The following is an 11177-nucleotide window of genomic DNA, read 5'->3' on the forward strand; positions in this document are numbered from 1 at the left end:
ATTCACCCTGACCGGTTCTGAGCAACGCGCTCAGGTTGTTTATCTCTCTGACGTCGTCCCCCCCTTTTCCGGGTGATTTTTATCCTCACATTTTTAACCCACTCAACCTGGCATTCGCACGCCGCGCGGGCGAACAATAAATATACAAAAAATAATGGATTATCATGAATTCACAACGAAAATACGGGAGAACCTGGCACTACCCTTTCTCCCCAGGCACAACCAGCGACGACCGCATCAATGCCGATTACTGGCGTGATATACAGTCGATCGCCTCACTGATCCATACGGAAAAGCTGGACGGTGAGAATAACTGCCTGAACCGCTACGGCGTTTTTGCGCGCTCTCACGCCGCGCCGACCCAGTCCGCATGGACTCATAAAATTCGCCAGCGCTGGCAATTGCTAAAAAACGATCTCGGCGATCTCGAACTCTTTGGTGAGAATCTTTACGCGGTTCACTCCATCGAATATCACGCTCTCGAACAGGACTTTTTTCTGTTCGCCGTCCGCTGTCAGGACATGTGGCTCAGTTGGGAAGAGGTCAAATTTTACGCCGCGCTCTTTGATTTTCCCTGCGTGCCGGAGATGAAAGGTCCACAGCCCGGAAACGATGAAAAGGTGTGGCAGCGTGAGTTTCTGGCGCTAACAACCGGCAGTGGCGCATTTGCGCCCTGGGATACCTGGACCGGTAAGCCCTGCACGCTGGAAGGTGTGGTCAGCCGCAACAGTGAAGAATTTCCTGTTGATGAATTTGCGCATAATGTCTTCAAATTTGTGCGCAAAAATCATGTAAAAACCACCGAGCACTGGAAACGCAACTGGCAGCGCGCCCGTATGGCGCATGAATTTGCAGCAGGAGGCACACGATGATCTGGCAACTGAGCGAAGACAAAAGCTGGCCTACCCTGCGTCAGCGCTTTAGCTGGGTGGAAGAGATGCATCAAGTTCCACAGGATCCCTTTCACCATGCGGAAGGCAATGTGGGGATCCACACCGAGATGGTCCTCCATGCGTTGACGGAAATGGACGCCTACAAGCAACTGCCACGCCAGCAACAGGAGATAATGTGGGCCGCGGCGTTACTGCATGATGTCGAAAAACGCAGCACCACGCACAAGGACGATGAGGGGCGAATCCACTCGCCAGGCCATGCCCGTAAAGGGGAACTCACTGCACGGCACATACTGTGGCGTGACATCGGAACGCCATTTATCCTGCGCGAGCAAATTGCGGCGCTGGTGCGTCTGCATGGTCTTCCCTTGTGGCTGCTGGAACGCCCGTCGCCTGAGCGTTTACTGCTCAGCGCTGCGATGCGCATTGATACCCGACTTCTGGCATTGCTCGCGCGTGCCGATATGGAGGGACGTCATTGCGAGGACAAACAGGAGATGCTTGACCGCATTGCTTTGTTTGAACTCTTCTGTCAGGAGCAGCACTGCTGGGGGCAAGCGCGTCCTTTTGCATCAGACACCGCCCGCTGGCATTACCTGACGCATGAAAACAGCCCGGCAGATTTCGTGCCCTGGGACACAGAGTCCTTCGACGTGACGTTGCTTAGCGCCCTTCCCGGAATGGGAAAAGATCGCTATATCAGCGAACATTGCAAAGGGCTGACCGTCATCAGTCTGGATGATATTCGCCGGCGGCTGGGCGTAAGTCCTGGCGATCGCACGGCAACCGGGCAAGTCGTACAACTGGCGAAAGAGGAAGCGCGCGTGCTTTTGCGGCAAAAAACGCCCTTCGTGTGGAATGCGACAAATATCAGTCGCCAGCTGCGAACTCAGCTTATCAGCCTGTTTACGGCTTACGGGGCAAGGGTAAAAATTGTTTATCTGGAAGTGCCCTGGCCGCAATGGAAAGCGCAGAATGCCAATCGCCAGCATGCCGTACCGGAAGAGGTCATTTTGCGCATGGCATCGAGACTGGAAGTTCCTCAGCCCGATGAAGCACATTGCGTTGAGTATCGGGTAACGGATGCATAACCTGTAAGCGCCTCCAGCAGGAGGCGTTTTTTGCTTATTTCACGATCCCAAGAATGTCGAGGGTTATCTCCGAGGCCACTCCTGGCGGCACGGTACCGGGTATCCCCTGTTCACCATAGGCAAGTTCACTGGGAACGGTGATCCTGACCTTTCCCCCACTGCCGACACGCAGTACGCCTTGCTGCAGTAAGTCAGGAAATTTACTCACCATACCAACGCGTATTTCCCCGCCAGAGATTTTCTTGCCGGTACTGATTTTCTCATCAAGCCGGAAACGAATCGTATCGTTTACCGTTAACAGCGGTGTTTTGCCTTTATTGACAACAAGATAAACCACACCATTTTGGGCCTGCTCAGCCCCTTTTACTTTCGCAGCTTGTTCAACAAACTGGATGCTCTGTTTTTTATTGCGATCCCGCTCGCGCACTTGCATTTCGCCCACCTGCTGATCAAAGCGGGTAAGGGTGCGGCCAACTTCTTCTTCGCTCAGTTGCATTGTATTGGCGAGCTTATCTTTAAACCCCTGCTGGAAGGCCAGAGGCAAGAATTTGTGCCCTGCGTTTTCCAGCACCTTGAATTCATAAGGAACTTTTACTGCATAATAGGCACCGTAGGCATAGTTTATTTTTGCCTCCTCAGACTTATGCGTTTTCAATGAATAGGCTGACTGCTTTGCTTTAACCAGTTCAAGGGTCGTAGCATCGTGCTCCTTTTGTAACGTGGACAAACTGGCCAGCGCCTGCTTTTTCTCTTCCTCGGCTTTTTGTGCCTGCTGCTCAAGGCTGGCAAGACGTGCGAACTGTTGTGCGATCTTGTCTTTGGCAGAATTAAGTTGAGCGAGCTGTTCGCTGTTTTGTTTACTGGCTTGCTCCAGTTGTGTGGCGAGTGTTTTATCACTGTCAGACTGCTTCGCCAGCTGTTGCTCCAGCAGCGCTTTCTGGCTCGCGGCCTCTTTCAGGCTCTGTTCAAGCGTGGCGGCGCGCGCGCTATTCTCCCGTGCTGTTTTCTCCAGTGTTGCGATATTCTCGTTCAGCGCTGCGGTTTTCTCATTTGCCGCCGTAAGCTGTGTGCGCAGGCTTTCAGCCTCCGCCCGTTGCGTCGCCAGTGCTTTATCACTGTCAGACTGCTTCGCCAGCTGTTGCTCCAGCAGTGCTTTCTGACTGGCGGCCTCTTTCAGGCTCTGTTCAAGCGCGGCGGCGCGCGCGCTATTCTCCCGGGCTGTTTTCTCCAGTGTTGCGATATTCTCGTTCAGCGCTGTGGTTTTCTCATTTGCCGCCGCAAGCTGTGTGCGCAGGCTTTCAGCCTCCCCCCGTTGCGTCGCCAGTGCTTTATCACTGCCAGACTGCTTCGCCAGCTGTTGCTCCAGCAGCGCTTTCTGGCTGGCGGCCTCATTGGCAGCCAACTGCAGGCGGGTCATTTGCGTCTGCAATTCTTCTGACCTCGCAGTCAGTATGCCAACCTGTTTTTCATAGCGACGCGCATTTTCGGCCAGCTGTTTTTCACTCGCCATCAGTTGCTGGTGCAGCTGTTTATTTTCATCTCTGAATGCTTCACTCTGCTCCGTCGCAACGTCTGGTTGCCGATTTTTGAGGGCCTCATTCTGCTTACGAAGTGCATGAAGTTCACTCTGAGAGGTATGGAGCTTACGTTTAAGTTGACTGAGCTCCGATTGTTGAACGGCTCTCTTTTTAACTACTGCGGTGCTTTTCGCCTGTGTAACAGGTTCAGGGCGCATCAACAGAGGAGGAGCAGGTGCAACACTGCCCGGTTTATCCCCGGCATCTTTAAATAAAATATTCGGTTCGGGAGTCAACATCCCGTCTTGTTGTAGTTGTTCAATTAATAATGTTGAGTCAGCTTTGGTCATACCTGAGAAAGTTGCCACCAATATTATTACAATAACAGACAATAACTTTCTCATAGTTTATTTAATTCATTTGCACGTTTTGACATACTGGCAAATACGGCGCTGCGTACCCGAGCGCAAACAATATCGACTTTATCATTAAGTTCCAGCTTAATGATTTCCGCAGAATTACTGTCTATAAGGGATTTATTCTTTTTATATATTGCGTAATTATTATTGATGATACTGAACTGATGCTGAAACTTTTTAAAGGATGCATTATCAAGTGATTTTAAAGAAGTAAACATTTGATAACACTGCGTCTCTTTCTGCTTTCCTGATGTTGAAGACAGGGATTCCGATGTTTTTGTACCTGAGCACCCCACCAGCAGCAGTGAGAGTGACATGATGAGTAGTCCAGCGTGCGATGACCGCATAATAGCCTCATTCCTGAGTATTACATTCCCTTTGAATGCATCCGCAATATGAATACATTCATTCCCGAACGGTTATTAACCACAAAACAATGAAAACAAAAACTACCACGACAAAAAAGAAATAACAACATGCAGAGTTGAAACAATTGATTAGACAATAAAATAGCCTCAACCAAACCATTCAGACAAATCATTTAAAGCAAAATGTTATTTATAATAAAAATAAACCAATCACAGAATACAATTAATGGATATTGTAATAAACGAAATATGCGTACAGGCTCCAGGATTTTTACATCGGGCACCGCAGTAAGGTTGTCCCTTTCTCACTAGTTTCTGTCCGCAGCGCTAAAGCACTACTTCCCTTCTGCCGCCAGGATAATGCACAGAGAAAAGGAGAAGACCATGCTCAAAAACCCTGCGGAAAAATACCGCCCTTATACGCCGATTTCATTACCTGACCGTCGCTGGCCTGAAAAGCAGCAAACCTGTGCGCCACGCTGGCTGTCAACGGACCTTCGCGATGGTAACCAGGCTTTAGCAGAACCGATGGATAGTGAACGTAAGCTACAATTCTGGGACTTGCTCCTCGCCTGCGGTTTCAAAGAGATCGAAGTGGCATTTCCATCTGCATCGCAAACCGACTTTAACTTTGTACGCCAGTTGATTGAAGAAAACCGTATTCCTGAGGATGTCACTATTCAGGTATTGACCCAGGCGCGAGAGGATCTGATTCACCGTACCTTCGCATCGCTGGTGGGGGCACACAGCGCCACCATTCACCTCTACAATGCAACCGCACCGCTTTTTCGCAAGCTGGTGTTTGGTATGGAAAAGGCGGACGTGATTGCCCTTGCTGTACGCTCCACACGACTTATTCGTCAGCTCTGTGAACAGCATCCACAAACCCGATGGCAGTACGAATATTCCCCGGAGACTTTCTGTTTTACCGAGCCGGAATTCGCACTGGAAATCTGTGAAGCCGTGGCCGATGTATGGGAACCCGGAGCCGAACGCCCCATGATCATTAATCTGCCCGCGACGGTGGAGGTGAACACACCCAACGTTTATGCCGATCAGATTGAATATTTCTGCCGCCACTTTACCCGTCGCCAGCAGGTGAGTATCAGCGTTCATCCGCATAACGATCGCGGAACCGGCGTGGCAAGTGCGGAACTGGCCCTGCTGGCAGGTGCCGATCGCGTTGAAGGCTGTCTTTTTGGTAATGGCGAACGCACCGGCAACGTTTGTCTGGTCACGCTGGCGATGAACCTTTATAGCCAGGGTATCTCGCCGCAACTCGATTTCAGCAATATGCAGCACGTGGTCGATGTCGTGGAAAATTGTAATCAATTGCCCGTTCACCCTCGCCACCCGTGGGCCGGACGCCTGGCCTATACCGCCTTTTCCGGATCGCATCAGGATGCGATTAAAAAAGGCTTTGATGCCCGCAAGGCTGAAGCTCGCTGGGAGATGCCCTATCTTCCCGTCGATCCACAGGACATTGGTTGTACCTATGAAGCAGTGATCCGCGTAAACAGTCAGTCCGGTAAGAGCGGAAGCGCATGGCTGATAGAGCAAAATCATGGACTGAAATTGCCCCGCGCGTTACAGCAGGATTTTAGCCAGCATGTACAGCGTGAGACGGACAGTCACGGTAAGGAGATGACGCAAAATGCGCTCTGGCAGCTCTTTCGTCAGCGCTACGGTCTGGTTCCGCAACCAGCGCTGGCCCTTGTGGATTATAAAAGCGAAAGCCGCCAGGATGGTCAGCTACATTTACAGGCCACTTTGCTGCAACAAGGGACCCCTCGTAAAATCGAAGGTCTGGGCAATGGGTTATTGTCTGCTGCCGCCGGTGCCTTAAGCCAACTGCTTAAGCAACCTTTCAGCATTAAGGATTATCACGAGCATACGCTCGGAGAACGTAGCGACAGCCGTTCTGTAGCCTATATTCACTGCCTCTATCCTGACGGCAGCGGCAGCTGGGGAGTGGGTATTGATAATGACGTGGCGAGAGCCTCTTTACAGGCGTTGCTCAACGCCCTGAGCTAACGTTACTCGTTTTCCTGAGCGCGGAAATAATCGCTGGGTGATATCCCCATCACCCGGCGAAACATCGCCGTAAATGCGCTATGGCTGCCGTATCCCAGATCCAGCGCGACACGTAGCACAGAGTGACCTTGTGCGAGCCTGACCAGCGCTTCCATCAGCTTTGCCCGCCGAACCCATTCGCCATAGGTTAATGCCGTTTGCCGTTGAAAATGACGGTTAAGGGTCTTTTCACTCATGCCTATCAAAGCCGCCGCCTGCGTACTGCTCCAGGGCTCGGCTATCGACTCGCGAACATGCAGACATAAATTTTTCAGCACCTCGCTTTCAGGTTCCGGCAAGAAAAAAGGCAACACACGCATGCCGCGGATCTCGTCCAGTATCAGCTCATAAACATGCTCATCGCGACTGGCAGGCGCATATTTTTCGGCAAGAGAAAACGAGGCGACAATAAGTTCACGCAGTAGCGGCGTGATTTGCACAATCTGACAGGAGGCGGGTAAATCCGCGCGAGCAAGTGGGTCGATAAACAGCGTTCGTGCAGCGACTTTACCCGTAATACGGATCGCATGTTGCGTGCCAGCAGGCAACCAGACACCCCGACCTGGCGGGACAACCCAACAACCTGATGCCGTATCAACCCGGACGACGCCACTTAAGATATGCAGCAATTGCGCGCAATCATGCTGATGCCACGGCTCACTTTCTCCGTGTTCATAATCATGGGCAAAGGGGACCAGAGGACGATGGGCAAAGGAGAAGGTTAAGGTAGTGGACATCTCTTAACCTCCTTCGCCCATCCCTCTCCCGACGGGAGAGGGCGCATACGCACTAGATGTGCAATTCCTGCAGTTTCTCTTTTGGCAGCGCCAGCTCTTCGTTGCTGTTTACGCGCACGTCTTTTTCGAGAATATGGCGCGCGATATCCTGCGCTTCGCTCAGCGAGTGCATCTGATAGGTGCCGCACTGATAGACGTTAAGTTCCGGAATCTGATTCTGGTTCTGAACTTTCAGAACGTCTGCCATTGCCGCTTTCCAGGCATCGGCCACACGTTGCTCGTCAGGCGTACCGATCAGGCTCATATAAAAGCCAGTACGGCAACCCATCGGGGAGATGTCGATAATCTCCACGCCATCTCCATTCAGGTGATCACGCATGAAACCCGCGAACAGATGCTCCAGCGTATGGATACCTTTTTCCGGCATGACTTCTTTGTTAGGCACGCAGAAACGCAGGTCGAAAACGGTAATGGCGTCGCCATGGGGAGTGTTCATGCTCTTTGCAACACGGACCGCAGGCGCTTCCATACGGGTATGATCGACAGTGAAGCTATCCAACAATGGCATTTAGTCACCTCCGCAGTGATTTTTTTAAAAATAAAATGAACTCTTCATTCCGGTGCGAGTCTGAGTATATGAAAGACGCGCATTTGTTATCATCATCCCTGTTTTCAGAGATGAATATTTCGGCCACAGTAATGTGGCCTTTTTCTTTTCTGTCAGGCGTGTCTTGCGACCAGCGCCTCGAATGCTTCTGTATCCGATGCCTCAACTTCTTTCTGGCGCGACCAGGAAACATCGCACTCTTTTCTGAAATCTTCTTCGCGCAGAATTTCCAGCGGTTCTTCACGCAACATCGAACGATACTCTTCTGCGAGCGATTTGCCCGTGCCGCCAATACCTTTATCAAGCATAGAACGCAGAATACGCGCCGAGAATGTCAGTTCCGGGTCATCAAAACAGGCCAGCAACTCATCGCAAACCTGTTCGTATTGATTACCACCATACAGCCCATCAAGTATCTGCGCGACGCGTTTAAGAGCACGGAAGAGATCTTTCCCAACCTGCGGCAGTGGGAACTGAGCCGCTTCGCAGCCCATTCCAAGCGTCAGCCCCGGTTTACGCCCTTCCAGAATGACACGATTCCAGTTTTTACGCGTACACAGCAGCTCGTCGCTGCTCATTTCCGGCGCATCCGCCAGTACACACCAGACCATAAACAGATCAAGGAAACGAACCTGCTGCTCATCCACGCCGATCGGTGTGAACGGGTTGATATCCAGCGAGCGCACTTCAATATATTCAATTCCGCCGCGCAACAGGGCATCTGACGGCGACTCACCGCTACGCGTTACGCGTTTCGGACGAATCGGGGCATACAGTTCGTTTTCAATTTGCAGGATATTGGTATTAATCTGCAGATACTTACCGTCTTTTTTCAGGCCAATCTTCGCATACTCTTCAGATGGCGTTTTAATCGCACGTTTTAGCGCCACGACATAATCAGACAGGTTGTTAAAGGTGATGCCAAGATTGCTTTGCGATTTGTTGGTATAGCCCAGGTCACTCAAACGCAGCGAAGTGGCATACGGCAGATAATACATACCGCCAGGGGTCTTCTCGAAAGGCAGCGTCGAAGGTTTGCCCTGCAGGAAAGAGGGACAAATTGCCGGGGACGCGCCAAACAGGTAAGGAATGACCCACCCAAAACGGTAATAGTTACGAATCAGACGGAAATAACCGTCAGAAACGGATTCTTTATCAGTTTCCCCACATTTGGCTTCCCAGAAGGCCATCGGCAGCGAAAAATTGTAATGCACGCCTGAAATGGTCTGCATTAAAGCGCCGTAGCGGTTTTTCAACCCTTCGCGATAGAGCGTTTTCAGACGGCCAATGTTTGACGAGCCATACTGCGCCAGTTCGATATCCTGGCCGTTTTCGATATAGCACGGCATGCTCAGCGGCCACATGCGCTCATCACCGATTTCACGCGCAGTAAAACGGTGAATATCACGCATGATGGTCAGCATATGCTGAATATCACCGTCTACCGGGGTAATAAACTCCAGCAACGCTTCGGCAAAATCTGTCGTAATCCATTTATGGGTCAACGCGGAACCAAGTGCGTGCGGATGGCCGGTGGTTGCCAGTGTGCCATCTGCATTGACGCGCAGCGTTTCGCGCTCAAGACCACGTTGAATCCCCTTTAGAGCCTGAGGATTTTTTTCCAGCCAGGACAATGCCTGTGATACGTCCGGGATCAAATTGACCTCCCGCCTGTAATATTCATTTTATTAAGCATAATTGTAATGGTTGACGATTAAAGGTCACTCACTCAGTCCAATTAGTGCCACCACGTCATACCCTGGAGCGTTGCGATCGCGACAATCACGTAGCGCAACGCTTTCCCAAGGCACAAAAAAAACACCACTGGCCCCCAGGAGATGCGCATCCATCCCGCCAGCAGGCACAGCAAATCGCCGATTACAGGCATCCAGCTTAATAACAGTGTGGCTGCACCATAGCGTCTTAGCCAGCCTGTTGCTTTTTCCTGCCAGCGCGACTTTTCACGCAATGGAAAGAAACGCCCAAGAATAACGTTAGTCAACCCTCCAAGGCTATTACCCATTGTTGCTATTAACACGAGTAGCCACGGCTGACTTAAGCCAGAAAGCAGCATAGCAATCAGCACCACCTCAGAGTTGCCTGGAAGCAAGGTGGCGCTAAGAAAACTGCTGGCAAAAAGTGAGACAAGAGAAAGCGTTTCACTCACAACAGGCGCACATCCACGGCATCCATACCGGCGGAGCGCGCCGCCTGCAGACCAAAATCCGCATCCTCAAAAACCACACATCTTTGCGGCGCAACGCCCATTTTTTCCGCACAGAGTAAAAAGGTATCCGGTGCAGGTTTGTGATTTTTTACATGATCGGCTGCGACCACGGCAGCGAAATAGTGACGCAGACCAAGATGGGATAACAATGCTTCGGCGATCACGCTTTCACTACCCGTACCGACCGATAACGGACGGCGGCCATACCACTCTTTGACGACATCAATCAACGGTAGCGGGCGCACGGTATCCAGCAGCATCGCTTTCACCGCTTCTGTTTTTTCACGTGCAAGCGCATAGGGGTCAAGGTCGGCCTGATTGAGCTCAATCACCGACTGGGCGATGCGCCAGCAAGGAGAGCCGTTCAGCGCGATCATCGCCTGTATATCGTAGCGCAGACCATAATGCCCCAGCACGTCATGCCAGGCTTTACGGTGCGTCGGTTCGGTATCCAGGATGGTGCCATCCATATCGAAAATCAGACCATCGTAACGTTCGTACATCGTGTTCTCATAGGGCGGATAACAAAACGTTACTTTATCGTAAACAAAGATTTTTGTCGCTGCCGGACGCAGAGACAACAAAGACGCCCGGAGGCGCCTTTATGTTTTACGCAGGATTATTTGATTCTTAAATCATTATCAACCACGCGCACTCCAGGCACCCGGCGCGCCACCTCCACCGCGCGCTTAGCGCTTTCGGCTGACGAGACAAAACCACTCAGTTGCACACGTCCTTTAAAGGTTTCAACGCTGATTTCTGAAGATTTAATATTTTTATCATTGAATAGCGCGGTTTTGACCCGGGTTGTCACAACGGTGTCGTCTATATAGCCGCCTGTGCTTTCCTTTTTTGATGAGCCCGCACAACCGCTCAGGGTCAGTGCGACAAGTAACATTGCGCAAAACGCAGAAATTGCTTTGAACCCTTTCATTATGTCTCTCCTTGTCCTCGCCTTACTCAATTTACATCGTGATAAGTGGATAAATTATAGAGGAAAGAACAGACTGCCAATAAAAATCCGCTTACGGAAGGAAAAAGGACAGGTCTGGAAAGGGATATACGAAAAAATCAGGAGATAAAGAAGAGAGTGTTATTTTGACAAAGATGGTGCATCCGGGAGGATTCGAACCTCCGACCGCTCGGTTCGTAGCCGAGTACTCTATCCAGCTGAGCTACGGATGCATCGGGAATAACTGCTTTACTATTGATATCAAATACCGCATTTAAAGCGCTACCTGACAA

General features: G+C 51.0%; 11 protein-coding genes and 1 tRNA gene. 3 read left to right on the top strand and 9 right to left on the bottom strand.

Annotated features, from left to right (window positions below; translation table 11 throughout):
- Nucleotides 1-164 precede the first annotated feature (164 nt).
- Both AAIG39_RS23780 and AAIG39_RS23785 read left to right on the top strand, forming a co-directional pair.
- Nucleotides 165-872: an RNA ligase family protein gene (locus AAIG39_RS23780; protein ID WP_343194884.1), complete on the top strand. Its 708-nt coding sequence runs from the start codon at nucleotides 165-167 to the stop codon at nucleotides 870-872.
- Nucleotides 869-1984: an AAA family ATPase gene (locus tag AAIG39_RS23785; protein WP_343194885.1), complete on the top strand. Its 1116-nt coding sequence runs from the start codon at nucleotides 869-871 to the stop codon at nucleotides 1982-1984. Before AAIG39_RS23780 ends, AAIG39_RS23785 begins: the two co-directional genes overlap by 4 nt.
- Before the next feature lie 34 nt (nucleotides 1985-2018).
- On the opposite strand, the gene AAIG39_RS23790 is transcribed toward AAIG39_RS23785, so the two are convergent.
- Together AAIG39_RS23790 and AAIG39_RS23795 are read right to left on the bottom strand one after the other, a co-directional pair.
- Nucleotides 2019-3851: an FKBP-type peptidyl-prolyl cis-trans isomerase N-terminal domain-containing protein gene (locus AAIG39_RS23790; RefSeq protein ID WP_343194886.1), complete on the bottom strand. Its 1833-nt coding sequence runs from the start codon at nucleotides 3849-3851 to the stop codon at nucleotides 2019-2021.
- A gap of 50 nt (nucleotides 3852-3901) precedes the next feature.
- The gene (locus AAIG39_RS23795) at nucleotides 3902-4237 is read right to left on the bottom strand and encodes a hypothetical protein (protein WP_249573324.1); all 336 of its coding nucleotides are present in this window, start codon (nucleotides 4235-4237) and stop codon (nucleotides 3902-3904) included.
- A 435-nt stretch (nucleotides 4238-4672) separates the two neighbouring features.
- On the opposite strand from AAIG39_RS23795, the gene leuA reads away from it, so the two are divergent.
- Nucleotides 4673-6322, top strand: a complete 1650-nt coding sequence (leuA, locus tag AAIG39_RS23800; protein WP_343194887.1) for a 2-isopropylmalate synthase — start codon at nucleotides 4673-4675, stop codon at nucleotides 6320-6322.
- A 2-nt stretch (nucleotides 6323-6324) separates the two neighbouring features.
- Here leuA and AAIG39_RS23805 read toward each other — a convergent pair whose 3' ends face one another.
- The 7 genes from AAIG39_RS23805 to AAIG39_RS23835 all read right to left on the bottom strand — a co-directional run bounded on the left by AAIG39_RS23805 (nucleotide 6325) and on the right by AAIG39_RS23835 (nucleotide 11117).
- Nucleotides 6325-7098: an AraC family transcriptional regulator gene (locus AAIG39_RS23805; protein ID WP_090088809.1), complete on the bottom strand. Its 774-nt coding sequence runs from the start codon at nucleotides 7096-7098 to the stop codon at nucleotides 6325-6327.
- A gap of 52 nt (nucleotides 7099-7150) precedes the next feature.
- Nucleotides 7151-7666: an S-ribosylhomocysteine lyase gene (gene luxS, locus AAIG39_RS23810; protein ID WP_090088808.1), complete on the bottom strand. Its 516-nt coding sequence runs from the start codon at nucleotides 7664-7666 to the stop codon at nucleotides 7151-7153.
- A gap of 152 nt (nucleotides 7667-7818) precedes the next feature.
- Entirely contained in the window at nucleotides 7819-9363 is a 1545-nt protein-coding gene (gshA, locus tag AAIG39_RS23815; protein ID WP_343194888.1) for a glutamate--cysteine ligase, read from the bottom strand.
- A gap of 80 nt (nucleotides 9364-9443) precedes the next feature.
- The gene (locus tag AAIG39_RS23820; protein ID WP_090088806.1) at nucleotides 9444-9872 is read right to left on the bottom strand and encodes a YqaA family protein; all 429 of its coding nucleotides are present in this window, start codon (nucleotides 9870-9872) and stop codon (nucleotides 9444-9446) included.
- A complete protein-coding gene (gene yqaB / locus AAIG39_RS23825; RefSeq protein ID WP_343194889.1) occupies nucleotides 9869-10435 on the bottom strand; it encodes a fructose-1-phosphate/6-phosphogluconate phosphatase in 567 nt (188 codons plus the stop codon). Before yqaB ends, AAIG39_RS23820 begins: the two co-directional genes overlap by 4 nt.
- Nucleotides 10436-10551: 116 nt before the next feature.
- Nucleotides 10552-10866: a BON domain-containing protein gene (locus AAIG39_RS23830; protein WP_090088805.1), complete on the bottom strand. Its 315-nt coding sequence runs from the start codon at nucleotides 10864-10866 to the stop codon at nucleotides 10552-10554.
- A gap of 174 nt (nucleotides 10867-11040) precedes the next feature.
- Nucleotides 11041-11117, bottom strand: a tRNA-Arg gene (locus AAIG39_RS23835).
- Between the last annotated feature and the right edge of the window lie 60 nt (nucleotides 11118-11177).

The sequence above is a fragment of the Phytobacter palmae genome (genome assembly GCF_039409775.1).
GTDB classification, from domain to species: domain Bacteria; phylum Pseudomonadota; class Gammaproteobacteria; order Enterobacterales; family Enterobacteriaceae; genus Phytobacter; species Phytobacter palmae.

What these genes read in the sequence shown, in the direction of transcription:
- AAIG39_RS23830 (WP_090088805.1), bottom strand. Translation starts at nt 10,866, where the DNA reads ATGAAAGGGTTCAAAGCAATTTCTGCGTTTTGCGCAATGTTACTTGTC.
- luxS (WP_090088808.1), bottom strand. Translation starts at nt 7,666, where the DNA reads ATGCCATTGTTGGATAGCTTCACTGTCGATCATACCCGTATGGAAGCG.
- AAIG39_RS23780 (WP_343194884.1), top strand. Translation starts at nt 165, where the DNA reads ATGAATTCACAACGAAAATACGGGAGAACCTGGCACTACCCTTTCTCC.
- AAIG39_RS23805 (WP_090088809.1), bottom strand. Translation starts at nt 7,098, where the DNA reads ATGTCCACTACCTTAACCTTCTCCTTTGCCCATCGTCCTCTGGTCCCC.
- leuA (WP_343194887.1), top strand. Translation starts at nt 4,673, where the DNA reads ATGCTCAAAAACCCTGCGGAAAAATACCGCCCTTATACGCCGATTTCA.
- yqaB (WP_343194889.1), bottom strand. Translation starts at nt 10,435, where the DNA reads ATGTACGAACGTTACGATGGTCTGATTTTCGATATGGATGGCACCATC.
- AAIG39_RS23790 (WP_343194886.1), bottom strand. Translation starts at nt 3,851, where the DNA reads ATGACCAAAGCTGACTCAACATTATTAATTGAACAACTACAACAAGAC.
- AAIG39_RS23785 (WP_343194885.1), top strand. Translation starts at nt 869, where the DNA reads ATGATCTGGCAACTGAGCGAAGACAAAAGCTGGCCTACCCTGCGTCAG.
- AAIG39_RS23795 (WP_249573324.1), bottom strand. Translation starts at nt 4,237, where the DNA reads ATGTCACTCTCACTGCTGCTGGTGGGGTGCTCAGGTACAAAAACATCG.